This window comes from Klebsiella sp. 54, assembly GCF_018223875.1.
In the GTDB taxonomy this organism is placed as follows: Bacteria; Pseudomonadota; Gammaproteobacteria; order Enterobacterales; family Enterobacteriaceae; genus Klebsiella; species Klebsiella quasipneumoniae.
The window spans coordinates 1,061,781-1,078,482 of record NZ_JAGRRA010000002.1 but is presented as its reverse complement, the minus strand read 5'-3'; the positions used below and the strand labels follow the sequence as shown (position 1 = coordinate 1,078,482).

20 protein-coding genes and 1 pseudogene are annotated in these 16,702 nt (G+C 57.6%); 13 read left to right on the top strand and 8 right to left on the bottom strand.

Features of this window, described 5'->3' with window-relative positions; all coding sequences use genetic code 11:
- Window positions 1-4 precede the first annotated feature (4 nt).
- Window positions 5-1,270, bottom strand: coding sequence for a Y-family DNA polymerase (locus KHQ24_RS06855; RefSeq protein WP_004203752.1), 1,266 nt, complete (start codon window positions 1,268-1,270; stop codon window positions 5-7).
- Window positions 1,271-1,272: 2 nt separating this feature from the next.
- Window positions 1,273-1,692 carry a translesion error-prone DNA polymerase V autoproteolytic subunit gene (locus tag KHQ24_RS06850; RefSeq protein ID WP_004203751.1) on the bottom strand — a complete coding sequence of 140 codons (420 nt, stop codon included), beginning with the start codon at window positions 1,690-1,692 and terminating at the stop codon, window positions 1,273-1,275.
- Window positions 1,693-1,962: 270 nt separating this feature from the next.
- Between KHQ24_RS06850 and KHQ24_RS06845 the strand changes: the two genes are divergently transcribed.
- A complete protein-coding gene (locus KHQ24_RS06845) occupies window positions 1,963-2,205 on the top strand; it encodes a DinI family protein (protein WP_004203750.1) in 243 nt (80 codons plus the stop codon).
- A 189-nt stretch (window positions 2,206-2,394) separates the two neighbouring features.
- Here KHQ24_RS06845 and KHQ24_RS06840 read toward each other — a convergent pair whose 3' ends face one another.
- Window positions 2,395-3,531, bottom strand: a complete 1,137-nt coding sequence (locus KHQ24_RS06840; protein ID WP_072500806.1) for a glycosyltransferase family 9 protein — start codon at window positions 3,529-3,531, stop codon at window positions 2,395-2,397.
- Between KHQ24_RS06840 and KHQ24_RS24395 the strand changes: the two are divergent.
- The 3 genes and pseudogenes from KHQ24_RS24395 (at window position 3,526) to KHQ24_RS06830 (ending at window position 4,842) form a co-directional block, all read left to right on the top strand.
- Window positions 3,526-3,682: pseudogene (locus tag KHQ24_RS24395) on the top strand (hypothetical protein). The gene KHQ24_RS06840 and the pseudogene KHQ24_RS24395 sit on opposite strands and share 6 nt — an antisense overlap.
- Before the next feature lie 95 nt (window positions 3,683-3,777).
- Window positions 3,778-4,278, top strand: a complete 501-nt coding sequence (locus KHQ24_RS06835; protein WP_048294505.1) for a YbaK/prolyl-tRNA synthetase associated domain-containing protein — start codon at window positions 3,778-3,780, stop codon at window positions 4,276-4,278.
- Window positions 4,279-4,395: 117 nt separating this feature from the next.
- Complete coding sequence (locus KHQ24_RS06830) at window positions 4,396-4,842, top strand: DUF441 domain-containing protein (RefSeq protein WP_004203746.1); 447 nt, start codon at window positions 4,396-4,398, stop codon at window positions 4,840-4,842.
- On the opposite strand, the gene KHQ24_RS06825 is transcribed toward KHQ24_RS06830, so the two are convergent.
- Window positions 4,826-5,620, bottom strand: coding sequence for an AraC family transcriptional regulator (locus KHQ24_RS06825; protein WP_072140428.1), 795 nt, complete (start codon window positions 5,618-5,620; stop codon window positions 4,826-4,828). The two genes, KHQ24_RS06830 and KHQ24_RS06825, sit on opposite strands and share 17 nt — an antisense overlap.
- A gap of 107 nt (window positions 5,621-5,727) precedes the next feature.
- Between KHQ24_RS06825 and KHQ24_RS06820 the strand changes: the two genes are divergently transcribed.
- Window positions 5,728-6,903 carry a CynX/NimT family MFS transporter gene (locus KHQ24_RS06820; RefSeq protein ID WP_162921973.1) on the top strand — a complete coding sequence of 392 codons (1,176 nt, stop codon included), beginning with the start codon at window positions 5,728-5,730 and terminating at the stop codon, window positions 6,901-6,903.
- A 31-nt stretch (window positions 6,904-6,934) separates the two neighbouring features.
- On the opposite strand, the gene KHQ24_RS06815 is transcribed toward KHQ24_RS06820, so the two are convergent.
- Window positions 6,935-7,627: a CTP synthase gene (locus tag KHQ24_RS06815; RefSeq protein WP_004203741.1), complete on the bottom strand. Its 693-nt coding sequence runs from the start codon at window positions 7,625-7,627 to the stop codon at window positions 6,935-6,937.
- A 145-nt stretch (window positions 7,628-7,772) separates the two neighbouring features.
- Here KHQ24_RS06815 and KHQ24_RS06810 point away from each other — a divergent pair, with 145 nt between their 5' ends.
- Together KHQ24_RS06810 and KHQ24_RS06805 are read left to right on the top strand one after the other, a co-directional pair.
- Entirely contained in the window at window positions 7,773-8,282 is a 510-nt protein-coding gene (locus KHQ24_RS06810; RefSeq protein ID WP_004203740.1) for a DUF523 domain-containing protein, read from the top strand.
- A gap of 4 nt (window positions 8,283-8,286) precedes the next feature.
- A complete protein-coding gene (locus KHQ24_RS06805) occupies window positions 8,287-8,625 on the top strand; it encodes a DUF488 domain-containing protein (protein ID WP_075201758.1) in 339 nt (112 codons plus the stop codon).
- Here the strand turns inward: KHQ24_RS06805 and KHQ24_RS06800 are convergent.
- The 3 genes from KHQ24_RS06800 to KHQ24_RS06790 all read right to left on the bottom strand — a co-directional run bounded on the left by KHQ24_RS06800 (window position 8,615) and on the right by KHQ24_RS06790 (window position 10,554).
- A complete protein-coding gene (locus KHQ24_RS06800; RefSeq protein WP_004203736.1) occupies window positions 8,615-8,854 on the bottom strand; it encodes a DUF333 domain-containing protein in 240 nt (79 codons plus the stop codon). The genes KHQ24_RS06805 and KHQ24_RS06800 overlap by 11 nt on opposite strands.
- 265 nt (window positions 8,855-9,119) lie before the next feature.
- On the bottom strand, window positions 9,120-9,371 hold the full coding sequence (locus KHQ24_RS06795; RefSeq protein ID WP_004213128.1) for an ogr/Delta-like zinc finger family protein: 252 nt from the start codon (window positions 9,369-9,371) through the stop codon (window positions 9,120-9,122).
- A 43-nt stretch (window positions 9,372-9,414) separates the two neighbouring features.
- The gene (locus KHQ24_RS06790) at window positions 9,415-10,554 is read right to left on the bottom strand and encodes a phage late control D family protein (RefSeq protein WP_040227680.1); all 1,140 of its coding nucleotides are present in this window, start codon (window positions 10,552-10,554) and stop codon (window positions 9,415-9,417) included.
- A 154-nt stretch (window positions 10,555-10,708) separates the two neighbouring features.
- Here KHQ24_RS06790 and KHQ24_RS06785 point away from each other — a divergent pair, with 154 nt between their 5' ends.
- From KHQ24_RS06785 to KHQ24_RS06760, 6 genes are read left to right on the top strand one after another with little or no spacing between them, the layout of a single operon-like run.
- The gene (locus KHQ24_RS06785; protein WP_038989712.1) at window positions 10,709-11,881 is read left to right on the top strand and encodes a phage tail sheath family protein; all 1,173 of its coding nucleotides are present in this window, start codon (window positions 10,709-10,711) and stop codon (window positions 11,879-11,881) included.
- Window positions 11,881-12,396: a phage major tail tube protein gene (locus KHQ24_RS06780; protein WP_211777187.1), complete on the top strand. Its 516-nt coding sequence runs from the start codon at window positions 11,881-11,883 to the stop codon at window positions 12,394-12,396. The genes KHQ24_RS06785 and KHQ24_RS06780 overlap by 1 nt, the downstream gene beginning before the upstream one ends.
- A gap of 45 nt (window positions 12,397-12,441) precedes the next feature.
- Entirely contained in the window at window positions 12,442-12,759 is a 318-nt protein-coding gene (locus KHQ24_RS06775) for a hypothetical protein (protein ID WP_004131585.1), read from the top strand.
- The gene (locus KHQ24_RS06770; RefSeq protein ID WP_032440702.1) at window positions 12,759-12,917 is read left to right on the top strand and encodes a GpE family phage tail protein; all 159 of its coding nucleotides are present in this window, start codon (window positions 12,759-12,761) and stop codon (window positions 12,915-12,917) included. Before KHQ24_RS06775 ends, KHQ24_RS06770 begins: the two co-directional genes overlap by 1 nt.
- A complete protein-coding gene (locus KHQ24_RS06765; RefSeq protein ID WP_211777186.1) occupies window positions 12,904-15,879 on the top strand; it encodes a phage tail tape measure protein in 2,976 nt (991 codons plus the stop codon). Before KHQ24_RS06770 ends, KHQ24_RS06765 begins: the two co-directional genes overlap by 14 nt.
- 15 nt (window positions 15,880-15,894) lie before the next feature.
- The gene (locus KHQ24_RS06760) at window positions 15,895-16,386 is read left to right on the top strand and encodes a phage tail protein (RefSeq protein ID WP_211777185.1); all 492 of its coding nucleotides are present in this window, start codon (window positions 15,895-15,897) and stop codon (window positions 16,384-16,386) included.
- The last annotated feature ends 316 nt before the right edge of the window (window positions 16,387-16,702 follow it).

The window sequence follows — 16,702 nt, the reverse complement described above, 5'->3', positions numbered from 1 at the left end:
CGCGTTATCTGACGCGGAGCAGGTCGCCGTATCGCGTGGTGTAGCGCGGCGATAGCATCTCTCGCTTCATCTGCCACTGCTGCTGGACCCCCTGGCCGGCAAAATAGAGCGCCCCCCTGCCGTTTTTCGCATTCAGCTGGTCGAGCACCTGCATCAGCCTGGCGCTGTTCTGCCGCGGGGCAAGCTCGTCGAACAGGTTCAGCTGGGCGACGCCCTGGCTGTAGAAATCGCCGAGCATCACCCCGGCCTTCTGATAGCGATGCCCCGCTTTCCAGATGGCGTCCAGGCAGTTTGTCGCCGCGGCGATAATATCCCGGGAATCCTGCGTCGGCGTCAGCAGCTTCAGTGAGGCGCTGTTGCCGTAATAGGGTTCATTCAGCGCGAAGGGGCTGGTTTTGACAAAGGCGGAGACGAACCGGCAGTACTGATGCTCACCGCGCAGCTTTTCTGCTGCCCGCGCGGCATAGCTGCAGATCGCCTGGCGCATATCCTCATAGGCCGTAATGCGATCCCCGAACGAGCGGCTGCAGATAATTTCCTGCTTAGCGGGAGCAAACTCCTCCAGCGCCAGGCAAGGCTCGCCGCGCAGCTCCCGTACCGTTCGCTCAAGCACCACCGTGAAGTGCTTGCGGATAAAGCGGATATCGCTCTCCGCCAGCTGGAGTACCGTGCCGATCCCCATTGCCTCGAGCTTTTTACCGATCCGCCGCCCGATGCCCCAGACCTCACTCACCGGCAACAGCGCCATCAGCTTCCGCTGCCGCTGCGGGCAGGATAAATCCACCACCCCGCCCGTCTGCCGCTGCCACTGCTTCGCCGCGTGGTTGGCCAGCTTCGCCAGGGTTTTGGTCGGGGCGATCCCGACGCCCAGCGTCAGATGGGTGCGCTGCTGCACCGTGGCGCGGATTTCCCGGCCAAAGTCGGTCAGATCTTTGCAGTGGCGCACGCCGCTGACATCGCAAAAGGCTTCATCGATACTGTAAATTTCGCAGCGCGGGGCGAGCTCTTCCAGGGTGGTCATTACCCGGTTGGACATGTCGGCGTACAGCTCATAGTTGCTGCTGAACGCCACGACGCCGTGGCGAAGAAACGCCGCCTTCTGCTTAAAGTAGGGTTCGCCCATTTTCACAAACGGCTTCGCCTCCGCCGAGCGGGCGATCACACAGCCATCGTTGTTCGACAGCACCACCACCGGCCGCCCCTTCAGGTCTGGCCGGAATGCAGTCTGGCAGCTCGCATAAAAGGCGTTCACATCACAGTGCGCGAACATGATCAACCCGCCGCCTTGATGATGTAGGTCACCACGCCGAAAATATCGAGCGTCTCCTCGCGGCCGACCACGATGGGCGAATAGGCCGGGTTCATCGGGTTAAGCTGCACCCGGGGCAGAAGTTGCAGCTTTTTTACCGTAAATTCGCCGCCGACGGCGGCAATGACGATATCGCCATGCTCCGCTTTACGCGCGCTGTCCACCACCAGCAGATCGCCTTCGTCAATGCCGGCATTGATCATGCTGTCGCCTGCGGCTTTGACAAAATAGGTCGCGCTGGGATGCTGCACCAGCAGCTCGTTGAGGTCGATTCGCTTCTCGACATAGTCCTGGGCCGGGCTGGGAAAGCCGCACTGCACCAGGTCGGCAAAAAAGGGAAAGGAGACAATCTGACGTAGCTCAACCGGCGTGTAAAAGTTCATTTTTTAACCCACCACATAATACTGAATATATATACAGTAGTTTTGCCTGTTTTGCCGGTCAATATCGGCTCCAGCTATCAATCGCCAGCACTGAAATAACTCCTTGATGTCAATGGGGGTCCTCTTCAGCGCCCGCGAACCGTTTGCTGCTTTTGCGCGCAGCCCGCCCGCCGCGCGAGGGGGTAGATGCGCCGCGCCGCGGCATTCGCTTGATACTGTACATTAATACAGTAAAACTAACGCCCGCGATCAGCATACAGAGGACAGAAGATGTTTGTGGAACTGATTTATGACAAGCGCAATTTTGCCGGGCTGCCGGGCGCCAGAGAGACCATTCTTAACGAGCTGACCAAACGCATGCAGCGCATTTTCCCGGAGGCGGAAGTGCGCGTGAAGCCGATGATGACGCTGCCGGCGATCAACACCGACGCCAGCAAGCATGAAAAAGAGCTGATCAGCCGCACGGTGCAGGAGATGTTTGAAGAGGCGGACATGTGGCTCACTGAAGAGTAATGCCGCCCGTTAGTCGCGGCGCCCCCCCCCCCCTCTTTAAGAGCTTTCCCGGATGTGGCAGAGCCACGGGCAACAGTACAATAGCGGCGGTTGCAGACTGGCAATGCAACCTTCGCTCACCTGCTGGCTCTTGCATACGGCCAGCAGGTGAGCTTCCCGGGCATGCCTGCCGGCCTTTCCTCATCGCCCTCACAGCGTCTCCGGTAGCGCCGCTATAATTCTATCCGCCAGTTCGCGATGCTCATGCACCTTCCCGCATTTAACAATAATCTGTCTGGCGTTGTCATAGCCCGGGGCCCACAGCCGATTATTAAGCAGAACGTCCTTGTAGACCGCGATCAGCGGTTTGTTCCACGCCGCCGCCATGTGCACCACCGAGGTGTCCGGGGAGATAATCAGCTCCGCCAGGGCGATCAGCGCCATCGCATGGTGTAACGTGTTAAATGGGTTAATCACCACCTCCGGCGGCAGCGGGATGCGGATCTCACGCCGGTGATCGAGCAGAATAACCGCGATCCCCGGATGGCGAGCCAGCAGCTTGTCGAGCAGTTCGGCCAACTGCGTCTGCGAGAGACTGCGGTCGCCATGGCCGGCAAAAATATTAATCACTACCGCTTTTCTGCTCAGCGACGCCAGATACTGCGCCACCTCCTGCATAATCGGCCCGGGCACCGCCAGGTCGTAAGCGTCCAGCCCGCGGGTGTCCAGTTTGAGATAATCGGCGATCAGCTCGAACGTTTTCGTCACGTGCCAGCGCTGGCAGTCAAAATCAAAAGAGTGGGAATAATGCTTAATCGACGGCCATTTATTAAACCCGAGCACCGATTTCGCTTTTATTTGTCGGAAAAGCCGCAGGCGATGCACGGGAATATCGAACAGCGAAGGGTCAATAATAATATCGTACTTATTATTAGCCAGTTCATTAATAACATCGCGGGGAACGTTATGATTAAATTTTCGCAAAAAATCGGCGGACGTAACCGGTTCAGCTTCATAAATATAGCGGATCCGCGGGTTATAACGCATCACCTGGCTATTAGAGGTCGTCAGCAGGAAATCAACGATATAGCCTGACTGATGCAGGCATTTCACCAGCGCGGAATCCACCACCACATCGCCGACCGCCCCCTCATTGCGCATCAGTAAGACGGTTTTCGCGGACGACAAATCCACCGGCTGACGGCGTCGGCGATCCCAGAGCGCTTTCGCCACGCCCACCCGCAGGGCATTACGTACTTTCTTAGTAAAGTAATTTCGCCGTCTGTTGAGCTCCCTTATTTTATTAAACTTCTTGCGTGGGGAGCCCTGCATGGTTGCATCGTGCATCATCCTAACCTCATTACGGCAATCATTAATATTCTGTGTCGTCCGATAGAGACTGAGCGAAATAAAAAAAGTTCGATTGAAAATGAAAATCATTCTTTTTTTTATTTACAAAACTCATCCAGCCCTGCGGGATTGCACCACAGCACTGTGAAGCAATAATGAGTGAATAGTGAATTTGCCGGCCCACCGTTGGCAGGCCGGCGCAACAGCGCTAAGCTGGCTGCTTTATGAAGTCAGGAGGACGCTATGCTTGAAGCAGTAGAAGGTAATATCCATCAGCGGCTGTGCGCGCTGCTCGACGAACATCAGGCGCGCTATCGGGTGATGGCGCACGAGGCGGTCGGCCAGTGCGAAGCCGTCTCGGCGATCCGCGGCACCGCGCTTGGCCAGGGCGCGAAAGCGTTAGTCTGTAAAGTCAAAGGAAACGGCGTCAACCAGCATGTGCTGGCGATCCTCGCCGCCGATCGGCAGGCCGACCTCACCAGCCTGGCCCGGCATATCGGCGGCAGCAAAGCCTCGCTGGCCAGCCCGGCGGAAGTGGAAGCGCTCACCGCCTGCGCGTTCGGCGCCATTCCCCCCTTCAGTTTCCATCCGGCGCTGCGGCTGGTGGCCGACCCGCTGCTGTTTGAGCGCTTCCCACAAATCGCCTTTAACGCCGGGCGCCTGGACCGATCGATCATTCTCGATACCGAAGACTATTTACATATCGCCCGACCGGAGATCGCGACCTTTCGCCGTCTTAGCTAACCGGGCATCGGCCCTGATTTCCGCCGCATGGCGTAAAAATCCTGTTTATTCACGCCACGATGCGTAGAGTCAGCAGGATATTTTTTGGCATTCTTTTTTTGGCAAGGACCTCTGTACATGTTTGATACCACCCTGTTGATCCTGCTGGGTCTGGCGGCGCTCGGCTTTATCAGTCATAACACCACCGTAGCAATCTCCATCCTCGTGCTGATTATCGTGCGCGTCACGCCGCTGAACGCCTTCTTTCCCTGGATTGAGAAGCAGGGCCTGACCGTCGGGATCATCATTCTGACTATCGGCGTGATGGCGCCCATCGCCAGCGGCACGCTGCCGCCATCGACGCTGATCCACTCCTTTATGAACTGGAAATCGCTGCTGGCGATTGCGGTCGGGGTGTTTGTCTCGTGGCTTGGCGGACGCGGCGTCTCGCTGATGGGCTCCCAGCCGCATCTGGTGGCCGGGCTGTTGGTCGGTACGGTGCTCGGCGTCGCCCTGTTTCGCGGCGTCCCGGTCGGGCCGCTGATTGCCGCCGGGATCATCTCGCTGTTTATTGGGAAGTCGTAGCCAGGCTGCCGTGATAGCGGCCCGGCGTCTGCCCAAGCCCTTTCTTAAACATGGTGATGAAGGCGGTGGTGGAATCGTAGCCCAGCGCCTGGGCCGTCTGCTGTACCGTCTGCCCGCGGATCAGCAGCTGCAGTGCAAGGATCAGCTGCAGCTGATGGCGCCAGCGGCGAAAGCTCAGCCCCGTTTCACGCACCACCAGCCGCGCCAGATTGCGCTCGCTCATCGCGAACTCCGCCGCCCACTGGTTCAGGGTCTGCCAGCGCGCCGGATCCTCAGCCATCATCGTCACCATCTGGCGAATTTTCGGGTGGTTCGATACCGGCAGCTGCAGGTGCTCCTGCGGCTGACGGGGCAGCTCATCAAACAGAACCTGCACCAGCCGGGCCGTGGCGGGGGCGGCCAGCGACTCCCCGCCGCGTTCCGCCAGGGCGAGGATCAGCTCCCGCACCAGCGGGGAAATCTTTAACGTACAGCAGCGGTCCGGCATCGGCGCGGCGCCCGGCTCGATGAACAGGAAGCACACCTGGGCGCCGGGGGTGGCGCGGTTACTGTGGGAAAGCTGCCCCGGGACCCACACCGCATACTGCGGCGGCACCATCCACATCGCGTTCTCCACCTCGCAGGTTAAGGCGCCGTGCAGGGCGAGGATCAGCTGCCCCTTACGGTGGGAATGCGCCGGAATATACTGCTCCGCCTCCACCACCCGAATACGAAAGGCAATGGCCGATTCGTGGCCACTGTCCGGTTCATAACCATCCAGACCCAGTCCGATCATCATGTTGTCCGATATTAGCGATAATCTGTCATTTTAGCTTGATTTAAACAGAGGACAAAGTCGCTATCGTAACCCCCCTCTTTAGTTACTTTGAGAATGATATGTCTTCTGTGACCTCCTCCACCGGCCGCCGCTCCGCGCTGCTGATTGCCGGTATCCTGCTCATCGCCACCACCCTGCGCGTGGTCTTTACCGGCGCGGCGCCGCTGCTGGACGCGATTCGTAGCGACTATGGCCTGACCACCGCGCAGACCGGGCTGCTCACCACCCTGCCGCTGCTGGCCTTTGGCCTTGTCTCGCCGCTGGCGGCAGGGGTTGCCCGCCGGTTCGGCATGGAGCGCAGCCTGTTGCTGGCGATGCTGCTGATCTGCGCCGGCATTGCCCTGCGCTCCCTGCCCTCCGCTGCATGGCTGTTTATCGGCACGGCGGTGATCGGTTGCGGCATTGCGCTGGGAAACGTGCTGCTGCCCGGGCTGATTAAACGGGATTTCTCGCAGCATGTCGCGCGGATGACCGGCGCCTATTCCCTGACGATGGGCGGCGCAGCGGCGCTAGGCTCGGCGCTGGTGGTCCCCGTGGCGATGGCCGGATTCGGCTGGCGCGGGGCGCTGCTGCTGCTGATGATCTTTCCGCTGCTGGCGCTCCTCAGCTGGCTGCCGCAGTCCCGGCGTCAAGCGGAGGCCCCGCTGACCGGCTCAGGCGCCATGCATAACCGGGGGATCTGGCGGTCGGCGCTGGCCTGGCAGGTGACGCTGTTCCTCGGCATCAACTCGCTGGTCTATTACGTGATTATCGGCTGGCTGCCGTCGATTCTGCAGAGTATGGGCTATAGCGAAGCGCAGGCCGGCTCGCTGCATGGCCTGCTGCAGCTGGCAACCGCTGCGCCCGGCCTGGCGATACCGCTGATCCTGCATCGGCTGCGCGACCAGCGCGGGATCGCGGTGCTGGTCGCCCTGATGTGCGCCATCAGCGCCGCCGGGCTGTGGCTACAGCCAGGGCTGGCGATCGGCTGGACGCTGCTGTTCGGCTTTGGCTCCGGAGCCACGATGATCCTCGGCCTGACGTTTATCGGCCTGCGCGCCAGCTCGGCGCACCAGGCCGCGGCGCTGTCGGGGATGGCGCAGAGCGTCGGCTATCTGCTGGCCGCCTGCGGGCCGCCGCTGATGGGCAGGATCCACGATGCCAATGGCGACTGGCATATTCCGCTGCTGGCGGTGGCGCTGATTTCGCTGGTGATGGCGATCTGCGGCGCCCTCGCCGGGCGCGACCGGGAGATTCATCCCTGAAGATGACCGGCAGCGGGCGCTGCCGGTAGGGTTATTGTGCCGCGGCGCGCAGCAACGCCTGCACCAGCGGCGCAGGACGCCCGTCCAGCGCGTGGCGCTCATGCTGGAACAAGGTGGCGACAAAAAACGGGTGCGTCACCAGCTCGACGGCGCGGATCTCACCCTCTTCATCCCAGCCGGTGACGCGCAGATCGCCCTGCTCCAGCTCCGCGGCAAACGCGCTGTCCACACCGTAGCGGCAGTGGTAGCCCTCTTCAATGCTCTCCCGACCATAGGCGCGGGCAATCAGCGTATTCGCCCGCAGCTCGACGACGGCAGAAGCCTCCACCAGCGAGCAGCTGAGGGGCGCGATCACCATCCGCCCTTCGCTGTCGGTTTCTGCATGACCGGCATCCTGCCAGCCGAGCACGTTACGGGCGTATTCAATCACCGCGTGCTGAAAGCCGCCGCAGGTGCCGAGGAAAGGAATGCTGTTTTCACGGGCATAGCGGATAGCGGTAAACGCGCCTTCCGGGTGACGATACGGGCTGCCGGGAACGACCCAGACGGCATCGTACTCCGCCAGCGCGTCGCCGGAGGCGATCGACGGGGTGGCGAGCCAGTCATATTTCACCGGCTGCTCCAGCACGGCGGCAGCATCGTCTATTGCCAGGGGAATGGCCTGATGGGCAACAATATCGGGGTGATAATCGCCGACAAGGGCGAGGCGTAAAGGGGTTTTCATAGCAGGTTCCTTATGTCTGGACGAGACGAGCAGCACAAGGCACGTCAGGATAGCGATCCCCTCTGTGGAACACAATCCTTATTTTCACCCCACCGCCGTGGCCGGCGGGTGAGGTATACTGGAGCAAGCGCAAAAGGGAGAGAGGATGAAAAGTAAGCTTTTGGTCAGCGCCTGCCTGATGGGATTCCAGGTGCGATATAACGGTAGCGAGAAAGCGCAGCTGGCGGCGACCCTGTCCCGCTGGCAGCAGGCGGATCGTCTGGTGATCCACTGCCCGGAGCTGGCGGCCGGTCTGCCGACGCCCCGCCTGCCGGCGGAGATCGTCGACGGCGCCGGCGGCGATGTGCTTGCCGGGCGGGCGCGGATCGTGGAAAGCGACGGCCGCGACGTCACGGGACATTATCAGCTGGCTGCCTGGCTGGCGCTCAGCGCCGCCCGGGAAGCGGGCTGTCAGGCGGCGTTACTCACCGACGGCAGCCCCACCTGCGGCAGTCAGTTTATCTATGACGGTTCCTTTCGCGGGCGGCGCAAAGCGGGCGCCGGCGTGGCCGCCGAGCTGCTGCGCGCCCACGGCATCACGGTATTTTCCGACGGGCAGATCCCGCAGTTGCTCGCCTGGATGGCACAGAGGGAGCAGGATGATGATTCAATGTAAACGGGTGTACGATCCGCAGGAAAACAGCGACGGCTACCGGGTGCTGGTCGACCGTCTCTGGCCGCGGGGGATTAAAAAAGAGGCGCTGGCCTGTGATGAGTGGTGTAAAGAGTTAACGCCGTCCGCTGAGCTGCGAAAAGCCTTTCACGGCGAGGCGATCGATTTCGACCACTTCAGCCAGCGCTATCTTCAGGAGCTCGACGCCCATCGCGACACGGGCCTGCGGCTGGCGGCGCTGGCGCAGCGCCAGACGCTGACGCTGCTGTACGCCGCGAAGAACACCGAGCAGAATCATGCCCGGGTGCTGGCCGCCTGGCTGGCGGCCCTGCCGGTTACGATTTAGCCGGATGGTCCCGGCGCCATAGCGCCCACTCATCGAGGGTTTCGCCGCTGGGCAGCTTGCACTGGGTGCTGACGCCCTGCGGCGTTTGCACCGGCACCCGGGTGCCGCCGGATTGCTGGCAGTAGACCGCCGCGGGATTGGGCATGCCGATGGTTTTCGTCGGCGCGGTGGGCTGCGGCTGGGCACAGCCGGCCAGCGCCAGGGGCAAAATAGCCAGTAACTTTTTCATCTTTTCTCCCTTTCTCCAATTCCCGGGGATTTTAGCCTGAATCTCCATGGTTTCTCCATCTTGCCTGCACTTTTCCCCCGTAGAGTAGCCCCTGTTCTCGAACTGACCAGAGAACAGATCATTCCATAATCAATGAGTTTTTCCCCGTCGCCCCCGACGGGGCTTTTTTTGGGGATTTAATAAATTGAAATAAAAGGATTTATTTCAAGAGTGTCCACATATCGACCACATTGACAAGAATAGCCCCCTTTCCAGGGGGCTATTTTTATACTGCAAGACTAAGTTGACTGTTCCCGTAATGAGAAGCCGGGAAAGCATCGCCGGGGATAAATCCTGGCGGCAAAGGATCTGCGCTGGTTGAGCGCTTCGTTACTCTGCGCTCTACGGTGTTAAGTGTCGTGAATGACTCGCTGCATTCAAGATTCTGGCATTGATGATATTGCCGGATGGTGAACTCGCTTAACCGGCGGCTGGTGCGGGTGCGGGCGTTTGCGCCGCAGTAGGGACAAACAAACATGATGATCTCCCATAGGGAGTTGAACTCACGGCTATTATGGCCGCTACTGTTCAGTTTCTGCAATCCAGTCGCTTATTTTCGCTTCAAGCTCCATTTTCGTGGTAAATCCGTTATCACCGATTACATGTTCCGCTCTGGCAATGATCCAATCCTGAGTATCGATTTCAGGCTTAAAGCCCGACACGGTCAGATGCATACCCGGGTATAAATCGGCGCGGCCGCGCGCCAGGGTTATCGAAAACTGTGCTGCGCCTTTCTGGAGTTGTATCCATTTTGCCGCAGCTGCGCGCCTGGCCGCCGTTTCGTTCTGATAGGTTTTACGCAAAACATACACGTTACCTTCAGCGCCTTCCATGTAATCCCCCTCCGGCCGGCTGCTTTTCTCCTCAGCCTTTTTTCTGGCAGTATTTGTTTTGCGCTTAGTGACCTTGACCGGTTTTTTCTTGCCGAAATTAAGATCCAGCCAGTACGCCCGCACACCAGTGTAAGCATCACGATCGGCAATGCGGAACCTGTGACGATCTCCGCTGGCACGGGTTATCTCAGCCGATGGCAGCGCCCTACCGGATGCACTGACGCCGCCCCCAGGCAGGATAAACAGCAGACAGCCATTTTTCACGGTGGCAATGGCCCCCAACATCTCCGCCATGCGCGTTAAAAACGACATGTCGCTCTCTTCGGTCTGATCCGCATGGTCGATCTCAATGTCGATCAGGGCCTCGCTAATCATCGGCTTCAGGTCATAACGCCGGGCTATGGCCGATACCACCCGCTCTACCGTCACATCATGCCAGGACACCTCCCGCCTGACGTTCATCTCTTCGCGAAAATCAGCGCTGTGCGCGGTGATGTCGATTACATCCGGCGGCCCGCTATGCCCCACCTCGTCAACGGTGTAGAGACCTTTGTAGATCAACGCCTCACCCAGCCAGCCGATGGACACCGCCAGCTCCGCACCGCGTGGGGGTAAATCCGTTACTCCGTCAGAGTCATCTACTGACAGAGTTAGCTGATCAGCATCAAAACCGTTGTTATCTGTAACAGATAGCGAGGTGATGCGGTCGGCCAGTTCGGTCAGGGCAACCCCACCCAGCGTGATACTAAAATCAGGTGTCTTTACGACCTCACTTAATTTTTCTACATACGCTTCGGCTGCTGTTGTCAGCGTGTCTGCTATCGACATAACTCCCCCGTTTTTTGCTGATGATTCCATGCTCGCGCGCGGGGCTGAATCCCTTTTTGTTGTCAGCGAACGGGCAGACCGGCAACCAGGCGACGCCAGCAGACTTAACGTTGAATATTGCCCTGAACTCAAAGAGCAACATGATGGTGAACTTATGTCTGAAACTCGTTTTCACGGCGTCCGCTCTCGCGAAAATACCGACCTACAGCAGGCAATCAATGACATTGATTCCAGCGTGATCGGTATTGTTGCGGTTGCTGATGACGCCGATCCGGAAACCTTCCCGCTCAATACGCCGGTTCTGCTGACACGGGTACGTAACGTCCTCGGCAAGGCAGGTAAAACCGGGTCACTTTACAAAGCCCTCAAAGCCATTTCCGATCAGTGCAGCCCGCGCGTTGTGATTGTCCGGGTGGAAGAGGCTTCCGGTAACGGCGCCAGCCAATCCCAGGCCGTTATTGGCGGAACAGATGGCGACAGCTATACGGGAATGTATGCCCTGCTGACGGCGGAAGCCAAAACCGGCTATCGTCCGCGCATCCTGGCGGTACCGGACTACGACACCGAGGAGGTAACGTCACAGCTTTGCGTGATTGCCCAGAATCTTCGGGCTTTTGTTTATGCCGGTTGTAACGGCTGCGCGACCATGGCGGAGGCTATTGCTTATCGCAAAACCTTCGCTTACCGCGAGCTGATGCTGATCTGGCCGGACTTCATCGCTTACAACCCCCTGACGGATGATAACGAAACGTTTCCCGCCCCGGCTTACGCCTGCGGCCTGCGCGCCGCTATTGATAACAGCCAGGGCTGGCACAAATCGCTGTCGAATGTTGTGGTGAATAACGTTCTGGGTATTTCGAAAGATGTGTTCTGGGCATTGCAAGCAGAAGACAGCGACGCTAACGAGCTGAACAACAACGAAATCACGACGCTTATCAAGCGTGACGGTTTCCGCTTCTGGGGTAACCGCACCACGGACACCGAAACCTACACTTTTGAGGTGTTTACCCGTACCGCGCAGATCCTGGCGGACAGTATTGCGGAGGCGCAATTTACCTCTGTTGACAGCCCGCTCAATCCGGCCAACGTGAAAGATGTGGTAAGCGGCATCCGCTCTGCTCTCAGCAAAAAAGTCACTGCCGGCCAGCTTATCGGCGCTGACTGCTGGTATGACACGCTGGACAACGGCACCACGGATTTGCGCCAGGGAAAACTGATTGTGCGCTATAGCTACAGCCCGGTCCCACCGCTTGAAGATCTGACGCTATACCAGACCTTTACTGATGATTTTTACGAACCGGCGTTCGCGTCGCTCGGGGGTGAATAATGGCTATTCCTCACAAACTGCGGCTTTTTAGCTGCTTTGTTAACGGCGACAACTATCTGGGAAAAGTAACCTCTTTCACTCGCCCCAAACTGTCACGAAAGGTAGAGGACTATCAGGGCGGTGGCATGCTGGGTGCGGTCGGTGTTGATCTCGGCCTTGAGGCTGGCGCGCTGGATTCCACCATTGTTTTTGGCGGCGTCATTAAGGCTCTGTTTCTCGAATACGGAGCAGAAATTGACGGCACGCGACTGCGCTTTGCGGGTGAATATTTCACTGATGGCGAAAGCCAGCTTATCGAGGTGGAGCTGCGCGGGCGATTTACTGAACTCGATGGTGGAGATTCAAAACAGGGGGAAGATACGGAGGAAAGCTACACCTTTAAATCCACCTACTACAAATTCTCCATTGATGATCAGCCCATTATCGAAATCGATCTGCTGAATTTCATCTACAAAAAGAACGGTCAGAACATGTTCCCGGACCGCATCACCTCTGCCCTTGGCATGGGCAATTGATAACCTTTAAGAGGGTGGCAAAGATGCCGCCCGGAGATTTTAAACATGGCTAAAAAAACTAAAAACCTGTTCACGCTGATGCAGCCGGTAGTTCGTAAAGACAGTGAGATCGGTCAGGTGGAAATCACTGGCGCCATCAGTCAGGCCGGATCATTGCGCGGCCTGAATCTTATCCGCGTTGCCAATATGGATGCAGACTCAATTGCCACGCTGTTGACGCGAGTCACCGCGCCTGCGCTGACACAAAAAGAAATCAACGAAATGCACACCCTGGACTTTATCGGGCTGGCAGAGCTTCTGGTCCCTTTCTTGAATCCGCCGGAGCCTGGAGCGTCGAACGTGGCGGAGACGGAGAGCGAGTAATCACCGTCGCGTTTGACCAGATCGACGATCTGGTTGCTGATATTGCCGTTATTTTTAACTGGCCGCCCTCTGAAGTTTTCGGCATGGATCTTGGCGAGGTGATAGCCTGGCGCAAGCGGGCGGCGCTTCGAAGTGGTGCCAGTGATGAAGAGTCTTGATATACGCGTTGCTTTCAGCGCGATCGACAGATTTACCCGCCCCGTTAATGCTGCCCGCCAGAGTGCGGGCGGCCTTTCCGACTCCCTCAGAAAAACACAATCCACCCTGAAAGGGCTCGATAAGAGCAGTGCCACTTTTCAGCGAATGACCGCAGCCGTCGGCAAAACCGATCGTTCCATCTCACGTGCCCGCGCCCGCTTTGATGGCTTGTCAGAAGCGCAACGTAAAAACGGGACGCTGACGGAAAAACAGCAAATACTAATGTCACGACTGGGTGAGCGGCTTGATCGGTTGACCGCAAAACGTGTGACGGAAGTGGCCCGCCTCCGTGAGAGTGCATCAGCCCTGCGCCAGCATGGCGTCATGCTTTCCGGTAGTAGCGCCACCATAGGCAACGCAATACGCCGCACAGAACAATACAACCAATCCCTTGAACGGGAAAAACGGCAACTTGCTGCGGTCACTCAAGCTCGTAAACGTTACGAGGGTGCGCAGCAGATGGCCGGGAAGTTGCGCTCTGGCGGTGCCATAGCATTAGGTACAGCAACCGCTACCGGGTATGGCGCAGGACGCTTCCTGTCGCCTGCTGTTGGTTTTGATGAGGAAATGTCAAACGTCCAGGCGCTGACGCGGCTCGATAAAAGCGATTCACAACTAGCCGCCCTGCGTGCTCAGGCAAAAAAACTCGGTGCTGAAACCGCCTTCACCACACGTGACGCCGCCAGCGGCCAGGCCTTTCTGGCAATGGCGGGCTTCACACCAGATGCTATCCGTGCCGCACTGCCCGGCGTGCTCAATATGGCGCTGGCAGGCAGCATGGAACTGGGTGAAACGGCAGACATCGGCTCAAACATTCTTTCACAGTTCGCCCTCGACGCCGGAGAAATGGACCGCGTCAGCGATGTGCTGACAGGTACATTTACCCGTACCAATACCACGCTTAGCAGCCTCGGCGAGACAATGAAAGTTGTCGGGCCGGTAGCGGCGGGACTTGGGATTAGCCTGGAAGAAGCCGCAGCGATGACCGGCACGCTGGCGCGCGTGGGTATTCGCGGTAGCGAGGCCGGTACGGCAATGCGTCGCTCCCTCTCCCGCCTGGCCTCCCCCACTACGGCAGCCAAAAAGGCACTCAAAGAGCTGGGAGTGGAGACTGCCGACGCGAGCGGAAAGATGCGACGTCCGTTCGATATTCTTCTCGATCTACAAAAACGCGTTTCCCGCTTTGGCGAGGTGGATCAGGTTTCATTTTTCAAAGATATCGCCGGAGAAGAGGGTTTTACGAGCCTCCAGTCTTTGGTCAACGGCGCAGGTGATGGCTACCTCCAGTCACTCTATGAACAAATTGCAGAAGCACATAAAAATCAGGAGGCGTTCGCCGTCGCTAACAAGAAGAAAGACAACCTTGGCGGCGATTTGAAGGAGCTGGACAGCGCGTGGGAGGCGTTCCGCATTTCTGTGGCTGAGACAGTAGACGGCACATTGCGCAGACTGACACAGGGGCTTAGCCGGGTTATTGGCACTGTTCAAAGCTGGGTAGAAGAAAACCCCAGACTTTCACAAACGTTGTTACTCGCCGGTGGTACTGCACTGGCATTAACCGCAGTAATTGGCGGTATGTCATTAGCTGCTGGTCTACTTTTAGGGCCGCTTGCAAAGCTCAGGCTGGGGTTTGCGCTGCTGTCCGGCGGGAGCGGCATCGGAGGTACGGTATCCGCGTTCCGCATATTGAGTGCTGTGGGCGGCAGTTCACTGGCAAAAATCAGCGGATGGCGTGCCTTACTCGGCGGTCTGGCTGGACGCGCCAGCGTATTAACCGGGTTGATGGTAACCCTGCGCGGCGCGTTACTTGGCGCCTTTTCCTCTCCGGGGACGGCGATAAGCGCCCTGTCAAAAGGCGTTGGCGGGCTGGCGCTGCGGCTAACCGGGATCCCTGCTCTGCTCGGTATTGTGAAAGGTGGAATTACGACACTGGGCGGCGGATTATCAATGCTCTTGAGCCCAATCGGTTTAGTGGGTGCTGCGTTTGTAGCTGCTGGGGTACTGATCTGGAAATACTGGGGACCAATTAAGGCCTTCTTTAGCGGTTTTTTTACAGGTGTCATCCAGGGGTTAGCGCCTGTTTATAACGCATTTTCCCGGCTGGCGCCCGTTTTCGGGGCCATTGGGGATGGCGTCAAAAACGTCTGGAACTGGTTTAAAAAAGTATTAACGCCCGTTGAGGAGAGTCGTGAAGAGCTAAACAAGTGCGCCAGCGCCGGGCAGACCTTTGGCGAGGTCCTGGGGACCGCACTTAGCGTTCTGCTTTGGCCCCTTCAGAAGTTAATGGAAGGCGTCGGCTGGTTACTGGAGAAGCTCGATCTCATCCCCGATGGCATTGAAAGAGCCAGGCTGGAAGCAGCCAGACTCAGGGCTATTCCGGTTATGTGGGAATGGGATGAAAAATCCGAGCGCATGGTTAAAAGGGAGTGGCAATGGTCATCTGAAAAGCCTGCAAGCAAAGGCAGCGCCCCGCCGCCTAATGTGCTGGGGGGAAACTCTGGAACAGAGCGGCGGCTGGGCCAAATCGCGGATAACACTAAAGGCCTTTTAGATGAGGAAAAGCGAAAACGTATCGGGCCGGGTGACATTGTATTTAAAAATCTCCCCCCAGCCTTTGCGGTGCGTGGTGAATGGCAGGAATCGAGGCTTGTCCGCCAGTCTGTCAGCGCTCGCCCGGTTATTGCCGCTGGCGAACCATTGATCAAACAGACGCAGGCATGGCAACCAGTACGCCGAAATCAACGCGCCCACACGGCGGCTGCGGCTTCAGGTGATAGTTTTTCCGGTGATATTCATGTTCATTTGCATGACATTCAGAGCAGCAATCCGCGCGAACTGGCGCGACTTGTTGGCGAGGCTGTCCGCGCGGAAATTGATAAAAGGCAACGTGCTGCCCGGGGTTCGTTCCGGGATAACGATTAATAAGGAGTAATAACTATGATGATGGTATTCGGACTTTTTGTATTTGAACTCAGGACACTGCCCTATCAGCAATTACAGTTGTCCCGTAACTGGCGGCACGTAAAGAATGACCGTGTGGGCCGGAGCGCAAAATGGCAGTACGTTGGCGCCGGCGAGAACCAGTTGACGCTGGGTGGGCTGCTGTACCCTGAAATTACCGGCGGCAACCTGTCTTTGGGTGCAGTTTCAACGATGGCCTACACAGGATTGGCCTGGCCGCTGATCGATGGCGTCGGGTCCATTTACGGAATGTATGTCATCACGGATTTGCAGGAGACGCATCAGGAGTTCGATCGCTACGGCAAAGCAAAAAAAATAGAATTCACACTCTCGTTGCAGCGGGTTGATGAAGATATCAGGGAACGACTACAAAGTGCCTCTGCTAGCCGCCTGATGGAAACTTTGTACGACGGCGTTGATACTGCTTTAAATACGACCCAAAAGACACTAGGTAGCCTTACATTCTAAGCGACAGAACGGTCATTTTTAATGTGCGCTGCCTAAAATTCAACCTAACATATCTATTGCGCAGATCTGAACTTAACCTGACAGGTAGTTTTATGTAAGGTGAGGTCAATCATAACTTTAGCCTTGTTAATCAATAGGGAGCAGATTGATATCAACCTTCTTGAGTAACAAAGACCAACATAGTATATATGTGTTCTCAGTCATTTCAGCACAGGCATGAAGGAGTGTTTTAGTGTAAAATATTCTAAGTTAACATCTAAGAAACATCGTACCTTAGAATTTTATTAAAACTTATTATGTTACCTTCTCTAAGGAG